Annotated in this window: 12 protein-coding genes; 7 read left to right on the top strand and 5 right to left on the bottom strand. The window is 63.6% G+C overall.

All coding sequences use genetic code 11. The features are described 5' to 3' along the window. Positions 1–77 precede the first annotated feature (77 nt). A complete protein-coding gene (locus V6093_RS18565) occupies positions 78–5,126 on the top strand; it encodes an ATP-binding sensor histidine kinase (protein ID WP_108079032.1) in 5,049 nt (1,682 codons plus the stop codon). 54 nt (positions 5,127–5,180) lie between these two features. On the opposite strand, the gene ycaC (V6093_RS18560) is transcribed toward V6093_RS18565, so the two are convergent. Next, a complete protein-coding gene (gene ycaC, locus V6093_RS18560; RefSeq protein ID WP_003253573.1) occupies positions 5,181–5,807 on the bottom strand; it encodes an isochorismate family cysteine hydrolase YcaC in 627 nt (208 codons plus the stop codon). A gap of 73 nt (positions 5,808–5,880) precedes the next feature. After that, a complete protein-coding gene (locus V6093_RS18555) occupies positions 5,881–6,243 on the bottom strand; it encodes an AraC family transcriptional regulator (protein ID WP_012054076.1) in 363 nt (120 codons plus the stop codon). Positions 6,244–6,423: 180 nt separating this feature from the next. On the opposite strand from V6093_RS18555, the gene V6093_RS18550 reads away from it, so the two are divergent. The 3 genes from V6093_RS18550 (at position 6,424) to V6093_RS18540 (ending at position 10,379) form a co-directional block, all read left to right on the top strand. Beyond that, positions 6,424–7,410 carry a GlxA family transcriptional regulator gene (locus tag V6093_RS18550; protein WP_019752770.1) on the top strand — a complete coding sequence of 329 codons (987 nt, stop codon included), beginning with the start codon at positions 6,424–6,426 and terminating at the stop codon, positions 7,408–7,410. Positions 7,411–7,609: 199 nt separating this feature from the next. Beyond that, positions 7,610–9,397, top strand: a complete 1,788-nt coding sequence (locus V6093_RS18545) for a monovalent cation:proton antiporter-2 (CPA2) family protein (protein WP_047603699.1) — start codon at positions 7,610–7,612, stop codon at positions 9,395–9,397. A 688-nt stretch (positions 9,398–10,085) separates the two neighbouring features. Continuing rightward, complete coding sequence (locus V6093_RS18540) at positions 10,086–10,379, top strand: hypothetical protein (protein ID WP_406669579.1); 294 nt, start codon at positions 10,086–10,088, stop codon at positions 10,377–10,379. Between the two features lie 348 nt (positions 10,380–10,727). On the opposite strand, the gene ycaC (V6093_RS18535) is transcribed toward V6093_RS18540, so the two are convergent. After that, entirely contained in the window at positions 10,728–11,357 is a 630-nt protein-coding gene (ycaC, locus tag V6093_RS18535) for an isochorismate family cysteine hydrolase YcaC (RefSeq protein ID WP_012274792.1), read from the bottom strand. A 228-nt stretch (positions 11,358–11,585) separates the two neighbouring features. On the opposite strand from ycaC (V6093_RS18535), the gene V6093_RS18530 reads away from it, so the two are divergent. The 3 genes from V6093_RS18530 to V6093_RS18520 all read left to right on the top strand — a co-directional run bounded on the left by V6093_RS18530 (position 11,586) and on the right by V6093_RS18520 (position 15,567). Then, positions 11,586–12,497 (top strand): LysR substrate-binding domain-containing protein, encoded by a 912-nt coding sequence (locus V6093_RS18530; protein ID WP_003253563.1) that lies wholly within the window; start codon positions 11,586–11,588, stop codon positions 12,495–12,497. Between the two features lie 207 nt (positions 12,498–12,704). Continuing rightward, positions 12,705–13,967 carry an OprD family porin gene (locus V6093_RS18525; protein ID WP_108079034.1) on the top strand — a complete coding sequence of 421 codons (1,263 nt, stop codon included), beginning with the start codon at positions 12,705–12,707 and terminating at the stop codon, positions 13,965–13,967. Between the two features lies 1 nt (position 13,968). Continuing rightward, positions 13,969–15,567 carry an MFS transporter gene (locus tag V6093_RS18520; protein WP_406669578.1) on the top strand — a complete coding sequence of 533 codons (1,599 nt, stop codon included), beginning with the start codon at positions 13,969–13,971 and terminating at the stop codon, positions 15,565–15,567. Positions 15,568–15,780: 213 nt separating this feature from the next. On the opposite strand, the gene V6093_RS18515 is transcribed toward V6093_RS18520, so the two are convergent. Continuing rightward, positions 15,781–17,763 (bottom strand): amidohydrolase, encoded by a 1,983-nt coding sequence (locus V6093_RS18515; protein WP_080756744.1) that lies wholly within the window; start codon positions 17,761–17,763, stop codon positions 15,781–15,783. Between the two features lie 199 nt (positions 17,764–17,962). Further along, a complete protein-coding gene (locus V6093_RS18510; protein ID WP_003253555.1) occupies positions 17,963–18,781 on the bottom strand; it encodes an alpha/beta fold hydrolase in 819 nt (272 codons plus the stop codon). Positions 18,782–18,821: the final 40 nt, after the last annotated feature.

Genomic DNA, 18,821 nt, shown 5'->3' with positions numbered 1-18,821 from the left:
AGCAGGCTGTAACCCGCATCCACGCTGGGCCCGCTGCGTATACTCGCGCCTCAGGATGTCGCTAGCGGGGGTGCTTTATGCTCGATGAACGCCTTGCCCACAGGCCCATCGATTACGACCAGTCAATCGACGAGGGCTGGCTGAACCGGTGCGAGATCAGCGCGCTGGGCCAGGAAGGTGAGCTCAGCTATTTCCGCCTGCGCGACCCCGCTTCACACCAAGCCTGGATCGCCGTGCGCGCGCCGCTCGAGGCACCTTCCGCCTGTCAGCGCCTGGAGCGTGACTACCGCCTGCAACTGGACCCGCAGTGGGCGGTGATCCCCTCGGCGTTCGTGCGCTCGGCCGAAGGCCCCTTGCTGGTGTACCCGGCCGGCCTCTCAGTCGCCGACCTGATCGCTGAAGGCCCTGCGGCGCTGGAGCCGTTTCTCGACATCGCGGTGAACGCTGCCCATGCGTTGGCGCAAGCGCACGAACGCAATGCGCTGCACGGTACATTGCAGCCCGAACATGTGTACCTGCGCGCCCACCAGCGGGTGCGCCTGGGCTTCTTTCGCGCCGACCCAGCAGAACGGATCAGCGAACAGGGCACCCCGCTCGGCAACTGGGCCTACCTGGCGCCGGAGCAGGTTTGCCCGCACGGAAGCAGCAGCGACCGACGCAGTGATATCTATGCCCTGGGGGCAATCCTCTACCAGTTACTGGTAGGCGAACTGCCGCTGGCCGGGCGCGACACCCAGCACTGGCGACAGCTGCATGCTGGTGTGCAGCCGCGGGCGGCCAGCGAAGTGGACAGCAAGGTGCCGCCCCCCCTCAGCCTGGTCCTGGCAAAGGCCTTGGCCAAAGAGCCGGACGCCCGCTACCAGAGCGCGCGCGCCTTTGCAGTGGACTTGGCTCACTGCCAGCGGCAGTGGGCCGCCCACAAAACCATGGCACCCTTCACCCCAGGCTGCGCCGACCCGGTAGCGCCCGACCACGCACGCCTGTATGGCCGCAGCGCCGAGCAAAAGGCTATCGCCCTGCTGCTCAAGGCCTTGCATCGCGACAGCAAACCACAAGCCCTGGTCATCTACGGCGCTGCTGGCATGGGCAAGTCGAGCCTGGTCAAAGCAGCTCTCAAGGCCAACGCCGAAGGTTACTGGGCCGTCGGCACGTGCAACAGCCACGCCCAAGCAGTGCCCTACACGCCCTGGATCGAAGTACTCGGTGCCCTGACTACCCAGTTGCTGGCCAAGAACAGTCAGGACCTCGTCACCCTGCGCCGCGAAATCCAGCGCCGCATCAAAAGTCATGGCCGTCTGCTTGGCAAGCTGGCCCCGGACCTGCAACTGATTCTCGGCCCCTTGCCCCAATTACCCGCCAAGCCCACGCGCCTTGCGTTGCACAAGGAACTGCACGCGATCATTGAATTCCTGCAGGTTTTCAGCCGGCCTGGCCAACCGCTGGTGCTGTTCTTCGACGACTTGCAATGGGCCGACGACGCCACCCGGCAACTGCTGGCCCAACTGCTGGCTAACGTGCCGGCTAACCTGCTGCTGATTGTCACCCAGTGCAACGATACGCCCACCACCAGCGCACCGTTGGCCATACCCGCAACGGTGCGAAGCACCACGCTGAACCTGCGGCCACTGGCCGTGGGGGCAGTGACCGAGCTGATTGGCGAGCGCTTCCATGTTGCCCCTGAAGACGCATATCAGCTGGCCGAACGGGTGCACGGCAAGACGGCGGGCAACCCGTTTTTCATCAACCAGATCCTCAGGGCCATGGTCGAAGACCAGCTGTTCATCTTCGACACCCAGGCCATGCGCTGGTCATGGTGCCTGCAGGCCGTGGCCCGGCACTGCTATTCCGACAATGTCGCCGACTTGATGGTCCACCGCCTGGAGCGCCTGACGGCACCGCAACGCGACCTGTTGCGGGTCGTCAGCGCGGCGGGCAGCCACTGCGATGAACGCCTGCTTCGGCAGGTACTCGCCCAACCGCCGGGCGAACCGTTGAAAGCCTTGATTCGCGCCGGTTTCCTGCAACCGGGCCAGAATGGCTTAGGCTGCACTCATGACCGGGTGATGGAGGCCGCTTATGCACTCACGCCCGTGCACGAGCGCGCCTCGCTGCATGCACGCATCGCCCTGGCCATGCGCCAGGCTTGGCCAGGGCGAACGCACGAGGTGTTGTTCGAGCTCGCCAGCCAGCTGCAACGCGCCAGCCCATGCGGGTTTGCAGCGGATGACTGCGAAGCGTTCCTGCAGCTTTTACGCGAAGCCGCATCCCGCGCACGCGACACCGGCGCCTTCGAACAGGCCGCTGGCTACCTGCACACCGCCGAGCAGTTGCTGCACCACAGCGCCACGCTGGAAAGCCGCGCCACGCATGGCTTTGCCGTCGCCTGCATGGCGACGGAGTGCGACATGCAACTGTCGCGAACGATCGCAGCGCAGGCCCGCCTCACTGAATGCCGCCAGCGTGCCCGCACGGTGTTGGACCAGGCGCGGGCGTGCCGGCTGCAGGCACTGCTGTACACCTTGCACGGTGACTATCAGGCGGCTATCGACAGCGCCCTGGACGGCCTGGACTTGCTGGGCATAAGCCCGGTGCGGGGCGTCGACTGGCAAGAGGTCGAGGCCAGTCATGCCCATGTGCAGGCGTTGATCGAACAGAAGGACCGGCATTGCCTGGAGTCACTGCCGCGCACCGATTCGGAGGAAGTGACGGTTGCCATCAGCCTGCTGGCCACTCTGTCATCATCCTTCTTCGTGAAGGACGACATCTGCTTCCTGCACCTGGCCAAGCTCATGGAGATGTCGCTACTGCACGGCGTTGCCCCTGGCAGCACCTACGGCATGGCCTGGTACGGCGTGATGATTGCCGAGCGTTTTGGCGCTTACCATGATGGCCATGCCTGTTGCCTGGCCGCGCTCAAGCTGATCGAGCGGCACGGTTTCGACGCTGATCTGACCAGCGCGTTGCTGGCCCTGGACCAGGTCAGCGCCTGGACCTCGCCCATGGAATTCGCCCGACGTACCGCGCTGGACGCGGTCGACTCGGCGCGCCTGAGCGGTGACCTGGCGATGAGCTGCTATGCCTGCAACCACCTGGTTTCAGATTCGCTGTTCATGGGCCGCTACCTGCCGGACGTGGTCGAGGAAGTGGCGCAAGGCCTGGCCACTGTGCGTCGCCACGGCTACGGCGATATCGAGCAGATCCTGCTGGCCCAGCAAGCGTTCGTCGCCAACCTGAGCGGCACGCCCTGCCCCGCCCCGGCCACCGCCTCGAGGTCGCCCACCACGCGGTTCTTCCAACACCTGTTCGCCGCCATGTGCGCCTTCTACATGGGCAATATCCCGAAGGCCATGCGCGACCTGGCATTGGCCGGTGACAACAGCTGGGCGGCACCGGCGCACATCAACCTGGCTGACTATCATCTGTTCCGCGGCCTGGCCCTGGGCAGCCCCGAGGCCCCGGGCAGTCTTGCCGACAAGCTGCGCCAGTTGCAGGCCCTGCGCGAGCGCTTCAGCCGCTGGGCCGGCTTCAACCCGGCCACCTTCCGCAGCAAGCAGTTGCTGATCGAGGGCGTCATCGCCAAGCTCGAAGGCGACGGCCTGGCCGCGATCCGCTGCTTTGACCAGGCGCAAATCGCCGCCACCGCTGCCGGTTTCATCCACGAGCAGGCACTGGCCCACGAACAGCTGGCCGAGGTGTGCATCCCCAGCGGCCTGATCTCCGGCGCCAACCTGCACCTGCGTATCGCCCGCGACTGCTTCCATATCTGGGGCGCGACCGGCAAGGTGCACCAGCTTGAGACGTTGCATCCGTTTCTGCGCACCCAGCCGATTCAGGAGACCTACCGTGCCACCCACCAGGCCAGGCTGGACCTCGAAGCCGGCATCGAAGCCGCGCGGGCGCTGTCCGAAGAAGTGCTGCTCGAAGGCCTGATCGAAACCCTGATGGGCCACCTGACCCAGCACTCCGGCGCCGACCATGGCGCGCTGCTGATTGTGAGCGGCGCCGAATTCCAGATGGCCGCCCTGGCCTACATCGACGATGCCGGGCTGCACGTGAGCATGGACAACTGCCAGAAGTTCATGACCCAGGCACCGCTGTCAGTCATCAACACCACCATGCGCACCCGCAAACCGCTGGTGCTCAACGATGCCCTCAGTGAGTGCCCGGAGGCCTTCCGCCAACAGCTGCAGGCGCGCAACGCCCGCTCGGTGCTGTGCCTGCCGCTGGTGATCCAGGGCGTGCTGATCGGCCTGGTGTACCTGGAAAACCGCCTTGTGCCCAACCTGTTCGGCGGTCAGCGCCTGGCCATGCTGGAAATCCTCGCCTCACAGGCAGCGGTGTCGCTACAAACGGCCAAGTTCTACACACGCCTGGCCGAAGAAAACCAGATCCGCGCACAGATGGAGGCTGAGTTGCGCCGCTCGCGTGCGGAACTGGCGCGCAGTGCGCACTTGCAGGCGATGAACGAGCTGTCAGCGTCCATCGCCCACGAGATCAGCCAACCGCTACTGGGCATCGCCTCCAATGCCGCGGCCAGCCTGCGCTGGTTGAAACGCCCCAATCCCGACCTGGAAGAAGCAATTGCCGGCCTGGAAGACATCCGCAACGACAGCGAACGGGCCGGCAACATCGTGCGGGCGCTGCGGTCCCTGGCCAAGCAGTCACCGATGCAACTCAAGGCGGTGAAGCTGGACGAATTGATCCGCGAGGTGGTGCGCCTGACCTCGGCCGACGCCGCCAAGGGCAAGGTGGATGTGCAGACGCAGCTGAAGGCCGGGGTGTGCGTGACAGCCGACCCGGTGCAGTTGCAGCAGTTGGTGTTCAACCTGATTACCAATGCCCTGGAAGCGTTGTCGGGGTATCGCAGTGACGGGGTGCTGAAGATTGCGTCGGCGGTGGTCGAGGATGGGGTGGAGGTCTGCGTGGACGACAACGGGCCGGGGATCGCAGCGGACGAGCGGGAGCGTGTATTCGATGCCTTTCACTCCACCAAGACCGGTGGCATGGGGATGGGCTTGGCGATCTGCAGTTCGGTGGCTCAGGCACACGGCGGGCAGTTGCAGGCGCTGGTGTCGCAGTTGGGTGGATGCCGGATTCGTTTCAGTCTGCCTGTGAGTCACGCATAGCCTGTGCCGGCCTCTTCGCGGGTTTACCCGCGAAGAGGCCGATTCAGGATTACATCAACGCGAGGCCAGCGCCGCGTAGCTGTTCATCAGGTTGCGGTAGTTGGGAATACGCTGCGACAGCAGGTTGCCCAGCCCTTCGATGTCGTTGCGCCAGTCGCGGTGCAGTTCGCAGGCCACCGAGAACCAGTTCATCATCTGCGCACCCGCCTGGGTCATGCGCACCCAAGCTGCTTGCTGCACGGTTTCGTTGAAGGTGCCCGAGGCGTCGGTCACCACGAACACTTCAAAACCTTCCGCCAGCGCCGACAGGGTCGGGAATGCCACGCACACATCGGTCACCACACCGGCGATGATCAGTTGCTTGCGGCCCGTGGCCTTGATTGCCTTGACGAAGTCTTCGTTGTCCCAGGCGTTGATCTGGCCCGGACGGGCAATGTACGGCGCATCCGGAAACATTTCTTTCAGCTCGGGCACCAGCGGGCCATTCGGGCCTTGCTCGAAGCTGGTGGTGAGGATGGTCGGCAGGCCAAAGAACTTGGCCAGGTCGCCCAAGGCCAGCACGTTGTTCTTGAATTCGTTGGGCGAAAAATCCTGCACCAGCGAGATCAGACCGGTCTGGTGGTCGACCAGCAGCACCACGGCGTCGTCTTTGTTCAGGCGCTTGTAATCGGGTTGGCTCATGGGGGTGACTCCTTGGGTTGGGATAACGGGCCGGCACTGTCCGCAGGGGGTTATACCGGTGGATAGCTTCGGCTTATGAAAGTACCTGCGCCTGCCGCCAGGCCTTGGGTGGCTGGCCGACCAGGCGGCTGAAAGCGCGGGTGAAATGGGCCTGGTCGCAAAAACCGCATTCCAGGCTCACATGGGTGATAGGCGCCTCGGTGGCGAGCAAGCGCTTGGCCTTTTCCATGCGCGCCAGCAGGCGCCAGGCCTGCGGCGAAAGGCCGGTGTTGACTTTGAAGGCGCGGGAAAAGTGGCTGCGTGTGAGGTTGCATACCGCAGCGATCTCAATGATCGACAACGGGCTGTGCAACATCAGCTCCTTGGCCCGGCGCAGCCGCGCGGGCGTGAGTGCGCCGGGGGTTTGCAGCGGCGCTTCGGGCGTCCCAGGGTACATGGCGACTCTCCTGTTCAATGCAGAAAGTCTCGCCCCCGGCACATGACGAAGTCCTGAGCCAAACCTGAATTGTTGTTAATTGTGCGCTGCTGGCCCTGGGCGTTTTGCCGATATCTTAAGATGCGTTTCGTATTCAGCTTCTGGCCGCTACCTGCGGCCGGCATTCAAGGCGACAGAGGCATGCAGGAAAAACCCGCCCACCGCACCGTGGCCATGGTGCTGTTCAACGATGTGCTACTGCTGGATGTCACCGGCCCCATGGATGCATTCGCCATCGCCAACCGGTTCTTGCCTGCAGCACGGCAATATCGGCTGCTGACCTTGGCCGAGGGGCAAGCAGTGGTGCGCGGCTCATGCGGCCTGAAGGTGGTGGCAGACCAGCGCCTGGAAGACTTGCCGGAGGCCGTCGACCTGTTGCTGGTGCCGGGCGGCCCAGGGGCCTATGACACCGCCCTGCCAGGGATCGAGCGCTGGCTGCCCAAGGCCGCACGCCAGGCGAAGCGCTTCGGCGCCATCTGCACCGGGGTGTTCCTGCTGGGGCGGGCCGGGTTACTGAATGGCTATCGCTGTACCACCCACTGGAACTACGTGGAGCGCCTGGCACAGGCGTTCCCCGAGGCCAAGGTGGAGACCGAGCAGATCTACGTGATGGACCGCTGCCTGATCACCTCGGGCGGTATCACTGCTGGGATCGACCTGGCATTGGCGGTGGTCGCCGAGGACCATGGCAAGGCGCTGGCCCTGGAAGTGGCCAAGGTACTTCTGGTTGCCCGCCACCGTCAGGGCGGGCAGACACCCTACGGGCCGTTGCTGGCTGCGGTACCACGCGATGACTCGCCGATTGCCCGGGTACAGGCCTATATCGTCGACCACATCGAGCAGGCGTTCACCGTGCAGAAAATGGCCGAACTGGTGGCCATGAGCGGGCGCAACTTTGCCCGGACGTTTCAGCGTGAGGTGGGCATTACGCCGCTGCAGTACCTGCAGAATGCGCGCATCGATCGCGCACGCAAGCTGCTCGAATGCGGTGACCTGCCGATGAAGGTGGTGGCGGCGCAGTGCGGGTTTGGCAGTGACCGACACATGCGCAAGGTATTCTTTGAGCGAATTGGCATGACGCCGGCGCAGTATCGGGCACAGTTTGGTGGCGGTGAACAGTCGGATTAGCGCTGCCTTCCTCGCGGGCGCGCCCGCTCCCACAGAGACAGCACAGGCCTTGAAGCCTGGGTAGGCGCCGGCACCGATTGTCACCCTGAACAGGACAATGTTTCTTCCCGTCAGATGATTGTCTGACCCCACCCCACCCCTCAGAATTGTCCGTCAAACTGTTCGAACGCTGCCCCGGCAGCTCATGGAGTACGAGCCAATGCCACACGAAGGCAGCCTTCTACAAACCGCGGTGATCTTCCTGCTTGCCGCCGTCCTCGCCGTCCCCCTGGCCAAGCGCCTGCAACTGGGTGCCGTGCTCGGCTACCTGCTCGCCGGTGTGGTCATCGGCCCGCAAGCACTTGGCCTGATCCGCGACACAGAAAGCGTGGCGCACATTTCCGAACTGGGCGTGGTCTTGCTGCTGTTCATCATCGGCCTGGAACTGTCGCCCAAACGCTTGTGGCTGATGCGCAAGTCGGTGTTTGGTGTCGGCACTGCCCAGGTGGTGCTGACCGGTGCAGTCATCGGCGCCATCGCCCTGTTCGGCTTCAGCCAGACGCTGCCAGCAGCCATCGTGCTCGGCCTGGGCCTGGCGCTTTCGTCCACCGCCCTTGGCCTGCAGAGCCTGGCCGAGAGCAAGCAGCTCAATGCACCGCACGGCCGTCTGGCGTTCGCCATCCTGTTGTTCCAGGACATCGCCGCGATCCCGCTGATCGCCTTGGTACCGCTGCTGGCCGCCAGTGGCCCGGACACCAGCCAAGGCGACAGCCTGCAACACGGCCTGAAGGTATTCGCCAGCATCGCCGTGGTGATCATCGGCGGTCGCTACCTGTTGCGCCCGGTGTTCCGCACCGTGGCCCGCACCGGCCTGCCGGAAGTGTCTACTGCCACCGCACTGCTGGTGGTGATCGGCACCGCCTGGCTGATGGAAGAAGCGGGTATCTCCATGGCCCTTGGCGCTTTCCTCGCCGGCCTGCTGCTGGCCGACTCGGAATACCGTCACGAGCTGGAATCGCAGATCGAACCCTTCAAGGGCCTGCTGCTGGGGCTGTTCTTCATCAGCGTGGGCATGGGCGCCAACCTGCGCCTGCTGCTGGAAATGCCACTGGTGGTGCTGGGCCTGACCCTGTTGCTGGTGGCCGTGAAGCTGCTGTTGCTGATAGGCGTCGGCCGCTGGGTCGGCGGCCTGAACAGCGCCAGCGCCCTGCGCCTGGGCATGGTGCTGGCGGCCGGTGGCGAGTTCGCCTTCGTGGTGTTCAAGCTGGGCAAGGACCAGGGCCTGTTCGACACCCAGACCTACGACCTGCTGCTGATGACCATTACCCTGTCGATGGCCATCACCCCGCTGCTGATGCTGGGTTGCGCCCGCGCCCTCAAACGCCCGCAACCGGCGCGTGAAGTGCCCGAGCAATACAAGCAGATCCAGACGGATACGCCGCGGGTGGTGATCGCCGGCATGGGCCGCATGGGCCAGATCGTCGCGCGCATCCTGCGGGCGCAGAAGATCCCGTTCGTTGCCCTGGAAACCTCGGTGGACACCATCGAGATGACCCGTATGTTCGAACAGGTGCCGGTGTTCTACGGCGACCCGCTGCGCCCGGAGGTGTTGCACGCCGCCAAGGTGGGTGAAGCGGAGTACTTCATCATCACCATTGATGACCCTGAAGCCGCCATTCATACCGCCGCACGGGTGAAGCGCCTGTACCCACACCTGAAGGTGCTGGCCCGGGCGCGCAACCGCCAGCATGTGCACAAACTGGCGGATGTGGGCGCCGAGCCGATTCGCGAAACGTTCTACTCCAGCCTGGAAATGACCCGCCGGGCACTGGTGGGGTTGGGCCTGAGCGATGAACAGGCGGCGGACCGCATTGCACGGTTTACCCAACATGACGAAGAGGTGCTGGAGGCCCAGGGGCAAGTGCGTGATGACCGGGCCAAGGTGATGCAGACGGCCAAGGAGGCGCGGGTGGAGTTGGAAAGGTTGTTTGATTCGGATGCGGATTGAGGCCTTTTGGCGCATGCCTTGAGGGTTGTAGTGCCTGTGAGATCGAGCGCCGCCGCGCGGCGCTTCGCGGGTAAACCCGCTCCTACATTTGTTTCGGGCCAGTTATTCCTGTGGGACGCGCACGCGAGCCCCCTGGCGCACGCCTCGATATCGCGTCGTACAAACAAGGCGGTCGCGCGCGCCTGGCACAGGAGGGACTGGCCAGAAACAAACGTAGGAGCGGGTTTACCCGCGAAGCGCCGCGCGGGCGGCGCTCGATCTCATGGGCGCCCAAAAACTATCGCCAGGCACCTGGAAGCCATCCTGCAATGTCCTGACGATCACCTCGCCGCCATTACGCGAACACACAAAAACCATCACAAAATCGTCTAATTCTCAGCTGGGTCCTACTTCCCCGCGAACCATTTCCTACGTTCACGCCAATCCCAAGGAATTATCCTACACACCGTGTCGACGCCCGTCTGATTGTCCAGGGAAGGCCTGCTCTCTAGGCTAACCGGGTCGCTGTCGGTTCAGCGATCGGGTGTGGAAACCCGGATGTGATGAAGGGCTGCCGTTATGGCAGTTGTGCGCGTGAGGCCGTTTGGCCTACCGGCTTGCCTTCTCACCGGTTTTCCACCCCGCGCACAACTGCCGCCTTCTGCGTGGAAACGGGTGGTTGCAGTTCAATCCTGGAGAAGGAATTGCCATGAAAAGAATCGTCCCCGATCCACCCCTCCCCAACACCACACAACGCTCTTTCAGCCGCTGCGATGCCGGCCATCCCCCATTGTTCACCGTAAACCCCGGCGTTTCCGCCAACGATGCCCTGGTGCATGTCGCCCAATACCTGCGCGGTGCCTACGACTGTGGCTACAAAGCCTTGGAGCATCTGGATGACACAGGCAAGAGCCTGTTCTGGAGCAACCTGAACGCACTCGAAATGGCAGAAGGGTTGGTTGAGGCATTGCTGGATGGGATTGAGTCACAGCCCATGAACTGAGTCGCCTGTATCGGCCTCTTCGCGGGTGAACCCGCTCCCACAGAGTCCTCGTCGACACGGGTGTCAGTACCAACCACAGAAAAGGGCCACTGTTTCCAGTGGCCCATCAGATGCTCGATATTCATATGCACACCTCAAGCCGGGGTGTGGAGGTCTCACCCTACACTGATGATTCAGCCATCGATGGGGTTCCTGATCCAGTTACTGCCGCTGAATGACAACTGGCTTCGCGCTCGGGTGAAACGCTAACAATGCCGCCAATACAGGTCAACGACTGGAACAAAGCGCAACAAAAAAACCGGCTCCCTACAGAGAGAGCCGGCCTTTGTGCGCGTTGCTGATGGTTGATTACTTACCCGCAGTCAGCGCGTTATAGCTGGTCATCAGGTTGCGATAATCCGGAATGTGGTTGGAGCAAAGTGCAGCCAGCCCTTCGACATCGTTGCGCCAGTCGCGGTGCAGCTCGCAAGCCACGCCGAACCAGGTCATCAGTTGGGCACCCGCCTGGCTCATGCGGTCATGGGCAGCATCGCGGGTCATTTCGTTGAAGGTGCCGGAAGCATCAGTCACCACGAACACGTCAAACTCTTCTTCCAGGGCAGACAGGGCCGGGAAAGCTACGCACACTTCAGTCACAACGCCGGCGATGATCAGTTGCTTCTTGCCAGTGGCTTTCACGGCCTTGACGAAGTCTTCGTTGTCCCAGGCGTTGATCTGGCCAGGGCGGGCAATGTACGGGGCGTCCGGGAACAGGGCTTTCAGTTCTGGCACCAGTGGGCCGTTGGGGCCTTGCTCGAAGCTGGTGGTGAGGATGGTCGGCAGGTTGAAGAACTTGGCCAGGTCAGCCAGCGCCAGCACGTTGTTCTTGAACTTGTCCGGCTCGATATCGCGCACCAGCGACAGCAGGCCAGCCTGGTGGTCAACCAGCAGTACGGCAGCGTCGTCTTTGTTCAGGCGGTTGTAGGTGAATTTGCTCATGGTCTGTGCTCCCAAGGGTTATGAATTTTTCAGCAATCCGGGGTGTTTCGCGTTGATGGGCACAGATTAAAATCATCACCTTTGCGGCGGTAGTTAGCAGAATCTGGCTTTAGCGTTCTGATTTATGAACGATGGATTTGTTGGGGCTGTGCCGGCCTCTTCGCGGCTAAAGCCGCTCCTACAAGCGAAGAGGCCGGCACAGGCAACCAAATACCCGGAGACCGATCATTGGAAGACCTCAACTCCCTCTACTACTTCACCCAGGTCGTCGAACATGGCGGCTTCGCCCCGGCCGGGCGGGCGCTGGACATGCCCAAGTCAAAACTCAGCCGGCGCATCGCCGACCTTGAAGACCGCCTGGGCGTGCGGCTGCTGCACCGCACCAGCCGGCACTGCTCGCTGACCGAGATCGGCCAGGCCTACTACAACCGTTGCCTGGCCATGCGCGTGGAGGCCGAGGGCGCGGCGGAAATCATCGAGCGCAACCGCAGCGAACCGCGCGGCTTGGTCCGCATCAGCTGCCCGACCACCCTGCTCAACTCCTGGGTCGGGCCGATGCTGACCCGCTACATGCTCAAGTACCCGCAGGTGGAGCTCTTCATCGAAAGTACCAACCGCCGTGTCGACCTGCTGCATGAGGGCTTCGACATCGCCCTGCGGGTGCGCTTTCCGCCGCTGGAGAACACTGACATGGTGATGAAGGTGCTGAGCAACAGCACCCAGTGCCTGGTCGGTCAACCTCAATACCTGGCGCAACTGCCCAAAGGCTTTGATCCGCAGCTGCTGGGCACACTACCCAGCGTGCATTGGGGCAGTGCCCAGCGCGAGTACCAGTGGGAACTGTTCCAGGGTGAGGACAACAGCCGCAGCATCGTCATCCCGCATACACCACGCATGGTGACTGATGACCTGTTTGCCTTGCGCCACTTCGTGGTAGCCGGAGTGGGGATTGCACACTTGCCGCGGGTGGCGGTGCGTGAGGACCTGGCGGCAGGACGCCTGGTTGAGCTGATTCCGGACTGGCACCCGCGTTGCGGCATCGTGCATGCGATCTTCCCATCGCGACGTGGGTTGCTGCCTTCGGTGCGAGCGCTGATCGATCATCTGGCTGAGGAGTTCGCCATCAGCGACATGGCTTGAGTGCCTGGCTGGCTGAGCCGGCCTCTTCGCGGGCCTGCCCGCGCCCACAGGTATTGCACAAGGCTCGGGGCCGGTGGTGGCCCTGTAGGAGCGGCTTTAGCCGCGAAAGGGCCGGTACAGGTAATGCAAATCCCCACCCAGCACACCCTTACAAGACCTTGGGTCTACTCTTCCTCCACACTTCCGGATCATCCCCCGGAGCCCCTCATGATCCGCGCCACTCACGGACCAGGCCGCGCCCTGCTCGCCACCCTCGCCCTGTGCCCGGCGCTCAGCCACGCCGAAGCGCCCGGCTGGTCGCTGCTCAGCCGCAACTATTTCCTGCACAGTGACTTCCGCTCGCCCTCCGGCAGCGGTCAGAACTACCGCCAGGAATGGGCCCAAGGCTTCATCGGCGAGGTGCGTTCCGGTTTCACCGAAGGCACTGTCGGCGTCGGCATCGATGCCCATGGCTTTCTTGGCCTCAAGCTCGACGGCGGCCGCGGCCATAGCGGCACCGGCCTGCTGCCACGCGACAGCGATGGCCGCGCCGAGTCCGAGTACTCCAGTGCCGGTGCCGCGCTCAAAATGCAGTTAGGCAACACCCAACTGCGCTATGGCGAGATGATGGTGGAAACCCCGGTGTTCGACACCGGTGACAAACGCCTGCACCCGGAATACGCCACCGGCTGGTGGGTGGAAAACACCGACCAGCCCGACTGGCGCCTGCAGGCCGGGCGTTTCACTGCCTTCAACAACCAGGACAACAGCTCCACCCACGACGACTTCAGCGGCTACGGCGCGACCACCCACAACCGGGCCATCAGCCTGGCCGGTGCCACCTTCGCACCCAACGGGCCGTTCGGCGCCGCAGTGTATGCCGGGCAGCTGGAAAACACCTGGCGCCAGGCCTACCTCAACCTGAACGTGGCCGAGGGCAACTGGCGCCTGGACGGCAACCTGTACAAAACCCGCGACACCGGCAACGCCAGCGCCGGGGCGATCGACACCCTCGCTTACAGCCTGCTGGCCAGGTACAGCTTCGGCGCCCAGGCGCTGAGCCTGGCCTACCAGAAGGTCGAGGGCGACACCCCGTTCGACTTCGTCGGCGGCGACTCCATCTACCTGGCCAACGCGATCAAGTACGCCGACTTCAACGGCCCTGGCGAGCACTCGTGGCAACTGCGCTATGACCTGAACTTCGCCACCCTCGGCGCACCTGGCCTGAGCCTGATGGGCCGCTATGTCAGCGGCCGCGGCATCGACGGCAGCCATGCGCCTGCGGGCGGCGCCTATGTGAACCAGTACGGCGACGGCGGCAAGCACTGGGAACGCGACATCGACCTGAAATACGTGGTGCAGTCGGGGGCTGCCAAGGACCTGAGCCTGTCGTTCTCCCACGTCAGCCACCGCGCCAACCAGGCCCAGGCGGGCAATGATATCGACCGCATCTACCTGATCATCGAATACCCACTCAAAGGCAGCTTCTGACATGAGCACATCCCCTTCAGGTGCCTGGAGCCCGTTGCGTAACACCACCTTCCGCATGCTGTGGATCGCCACCATCGCCTCCAATATCGGCACCTGGATGCACGAGGTGGGCGCCGGCTGGCTGATGACCACACTGTCGGCCAGCCCGCTGCACGTGGCGTTGATCCAGGTAGCCGGCTCGCTGCCGATGTTCTTCCTGGCCCTGCCGGCTGGCGCAGCGGCGGACATCGTCGACAAACGCCGCTACCTGTTGCTGGTGCAGCTGTGGATGTCTTGCGTAGCGGTTGTGCTGGCGGCCCTGACCTTGCTCGGGATGATGAACGTCACCTTGCTGCTGGTGCTGACCCTGGCACTGGGCATTGGTACAGCGCTGATGATGCCGGCGTGGAGCGCACTGACACCGGAACTGGTGGGCAAGGAGGACCTGGCCAACGCGGTGGCGCTTTCCAGTGTCGGCATCAACGTGTCACGGGCCATCGGCCCGGCACTGGCGGGGTTGGTGGTGAGCATGGTCGGCCCGTGGCTGACCTTTGCCCTGAATGCCATCTCGTTCGCGGGTGTGATCCTGGTGTTGTTCCTGTGGAAGCGCGAGGTGAAGGAACCACTGCTGCCGGCCGAACGCTTCGTTGGCGCCATGCGCACTGGGCTGCGCTTTGCCCGCAGCGCCAAGCCTTTGCAGGCCGTGATGCTACGCGCGTTGGCGTTCTTTTTCTGCGCCAGCGCCGGCACTTCGCTGCTGCCGCTGATCGTGCGTGGCGAGATGCGCGGCACCGCAGCGGACTTCGGCCTGCTGCTGGCGGCCATCGGTATTGGCGCAGTGGCGGGTGCCACCTTGCTGCCGCGCCTGCGTGAGCGCATCAGCCGTGACCGCCTGGTGTTACTGGCCAGCCTGCTGTATGCCCTGTTCCTGCTGGCCCTGGCGCTGGTGCGCAACTTCTATGCGCTGCTGCCCGCGATGCTGCTCAGTGGCGCGGCGTGGATCGCGGTGCTGTCCAACCTGCAGGTGGCTGCGCAGACTTCGGTGCCCGCCTGGGTAAGGGCGCGGGCTTTGTCGGTATACATTCTGATCTTCTTCGGCGCCATGGCCTGTGGCGGCCTGCTGTGGGGCACGCTGGCCAGCCATGCAACGATCACCTTCAGCCTGCTGCTGGCCGCAGGCGGCCTGGCGCTGGGCACCTTGCTGACCTGCAAGGTGGCGCTGCCGGAAACCGAGGCAGAGGAGCTGACGCCGTCGCTGCATTGGCCGGTGCCGGTGCTCAGCGATGACATGGACAAGGAAGTCGGACCGGTGATGGTCACCGTCGAGTACCACATAGCCCCCACCAAAGCCGAGGCCTTCCAGCAGGCGGCGCGGGAGCTGGAAGCGATGCGCAAGCGCAATGGCGCATTGTCGTGGGGGTTGATGCGGGACAGTGCTGATCCGGCGTTGTGGCTGGAGTTCTTCTTCGAGGAATCGTGGCTGGAGCATCTGCGGCATCACCACCGGGTGACCCGTGGTGAACTGAAGATCGAGGCGCGGGTCAGGATGCTGCAGACCGATGGGGTTGAAGTGCGGATTCGGCATTTGTTGGCTGGCGGGGAGCATAAGGCTCACCATTGATGCTGGCCTTTGCGGCCCTTTCGCTACAAGGACCGCGCAGCCCCCGTATGCGCGGGTTTATCCGCGAAAGGACCACAAAGGCCCCGTAGGTGCGGGTTACCTGCGAAAAGGCAGCAAAGGCCCTGTAGGAGCGGGTTTACCCGCGAAAGGGCCGGCACTGAAGACACAAGAAAGGGGCCAGATATTGGCCCCCGTTCTTCAAATCAGCTCAGCTTAGAAAGCGAAGCACGAACAGCCCAGCGCCCCCCAGAATCCCTGGAAGTCATTGACCGGAACACTCGATTTGCGCGCCTTGTCATGGCTGTGTGCATGCACCCCGCACGGCCCCGAGCACTGGTGCACAGCGGCTGCCAACGATGGCGTACCAACGCGCCAGTGCCCAGGCACCTTGGTCACCGGCGACCACTCTGGCAGCACCGGCACCTGCGGCGGGCCAAGCTTGTCGAACTCGCCAGCACCGTACACCACCTTGCCATCAACGATGGTCAGCACCGACTCGATGCCCTTGATCGCCTCTTCATCGACACTGAAGAAGTCCAGCGACAATGCTGCCAGGTCAGCCAGCTGGCCCACCTTGATCTGGCCCTTCTTGCCTTGCTCGCTGGAGAACCAGGCACTGCCTTGGGTAAACAGCTGCAAAGCAGTGTCGCGGCTGAGGCCTTCCGGGTACAGCTCCATGCCACCAACGGTCTTGCCGCTGACCAGCCAGTACAGCGAAGTCCACGGGTTGTAGCTGGACACCCGGGTGGCATCGGTACCGGCACCGACCGGCACGCCCATGTCGAGCATGCGCTTGATCGGCGGGGTCTGTTCGGCAGCCTTGGCGCCGTAACGATCGACGAAGTACTCACCCTGGAAGGCCATGCGATCCTGAATGGCAATACCGCCACCCAGCGCCCGCACGCGCTCGATGTTCTGGGGGGTGATGGTTTCGGCGTGGTCGAAGAACCACGGCAAGCCATTGAACGGGATGTCCCGGTTGACCTTTTCGAACACGTCGAGCATGCGCGTGATCGACTCGTTGTAGGTGGCGTGCAGGCGGAACGGCCAGCGCTGCTCGACCAGGTGGCGCACCACCGGCTCCAGTTCTTCTTCCATGGTCTGCGGCAGGTCCGGGCGCGGCTCGAGGAAGTCCTCGAAGTCGGCGGCAGAGAACACCAGCATTTCGCCCGCGCCATTGTGGCGCAAGAAATCGGTGCCGCTGTGCAGCTTGACGCTGGAGGTCCACTTCTTGAAGTCGTCCAGTTCTTCCTTGGGCTTCTGGGTGAACAGGTTGTAGGCGATGCGCACGGTCAGCTGGTTGTTGTCGGCCAGCTCCTGGATCACCGAGTAGTCATCGGGGAAGTTCTGGTAGCCGCCACCGGCGTCGATGGCGCTGGTCAGGCCCAGCCGGTTGAGCTCACGCATGAACTGGCGAGTGGAGTTGACCTGATACTCCAGCGGCAGCTTAGGCCCCTTGGCCAGCGTGGCGTAGAGGATCATCGCGTTCGGGCGGGCGATCAGCATGCCGGTCGGGTTGCCGAACTTGTCACGCTGGATTTCGCCACCTGGCGGGTTCGGGGTGCTCTTATCGTAGCCGACGGCCTTGAGCGCAGCGCGGTTGAGCAGCGCGCGGTCATACAGGTGCAACAGGAATACCGGGGTATCGGGCGCAGCCTGGTTGATTTCTTCCAGGGTGGGCATGCGTTTTTCGGCGAACTGGAATTCGTTCCAGCCACCGACTACCCGCACCCACTGCGGGGTTGGCGTGCGCGCAGCCTGGTCCTTGAGCATGCGCAGGGCATCGGCCACCGACGGTACCCCTTCCCAACGTAGCTCGAGGTTGTAGTTCAGGCCACCGCGGATCAGGTGCAGGTGCGAGTCATTGAGGCCCGGGATCACCGTGCGCTGCTTGAGGTCGATGATTTGCGTGGCGGCGCCCTTGTGGGCCATGGCCTCGGCGTCGCTGCCCACGGCGATGAAGCGGCCGTCCTTGATGGCGACGGCGGTCGCGGTGGGCTTTTCGCGGTCAACGGTGTGCAGTTTGCCGTTGAACAGAATCAGGTCGGCGGTCATGGAACCTCCTTGCGTGGATGCGTGAGCGGAACCGGCTTGGCCGGTAAAAGGCAATGCGGACCAGAGCGCGCCAGCGGCACCGAGCACAGTGCTGGTGGCGAGGAACTGGCGACGGGTCTTGTCGTTGCGATCCTGGGACATGGGCTTCTCCGACTAGGGGCCGGCAGGGGGACTGCGAAGCATGCCGGTTGATGCAAGGCCTGGGCTTGAATGGATGTGCGGTGGGTTGAAGAAGGTTAGTCCTGGTCAAGCTTTTTGCTGCCTGGGCCGGCCTCTTCGCGGGTAAACCCGCTCCTACAACGTCTGTAGGAACGGGTTTACCCGCGAATGTTTTCCACCATTACCGCTGAAGGAACGCCAGCAAGTCCTCATTCAGTTGCTGTGCATGGGTCACCGCAAACCCGTGCGGCGCCCCGGCATACACCTTCAGCTCGGCGCCGCGAATCAGCTCCGCCGCCTGCTTGCCGGTGGTCTCGAACGGCACGATCTGGTCGTCATCGCCATGGATCACCAACGTCGGCACATCGACCTTGGCCATGTCGGGACGGAAATCGGTCTCCGAGAAGGCCGTCACACAGTCCAGGGTGCCTTTGATTGACGCCATCAGCGCAATGTTCAGGGTCTGCGTCTGCACACCCTGGGACACCTGCTGCCCATGGTTCAGGCCGTAGAACGGCGTGGCGAAATCGGCGATGAACTGCGCGCGGTCGGCACGCAGGCCGGCCTGGATGCCCTCGAACACCGACAGGTCGACACCGTCAGGGTTGTCCTCACGCTTGCCGAACACTGGCGTCACCGCGCCCAGCAACACCAGCCCGGCCACCCGCTCGCTGCCGTGGCGGGCGATGTAGCGGCTGACATCACCGCCCCCCATCGAGAAGCCCACCAGGGTGACGTCGCGCAGGTCGAGGTGCTCGATCAGCTGGGCAATGTCATCGGCGAAGGTGTCGTAGTCGTAACCGTTCCACGGCTGGCTCGAGCGGCCGAAACCCCGGCGGTCGAAGGCGATGGCGCGGTAACCGCGGCTGGCCAGGAACTCCATCTGCGAATCCCACATGTCGGCATCCAGCGGCCAGCCGTGGCTGAACAGCACGGGCTTGCCGCTGCCCCAGTCCTTGAAATAGATCGAAGTGCCATCGCGGGTAACGAACGTGCTCATAGCGGTATCTCCTTGAACGTTTCGAGGTGAAGGCGTCGGC

Source organism: Pseudomonas putida group bacterium ESBL64 (assembly GCF_045277175.1).
Lineage (GTDB): Bacteria > Pseudomonadota > Gammaproteobacteria > Pseudomonadales > Pseudomonadaceae > Aquipseudomonas > Aquipseudomonas alloputida.
Note: the sequence above shows the minus strand (reverse complement) of the source record. Positions and strands in the feature narration are given on the sequence as shown.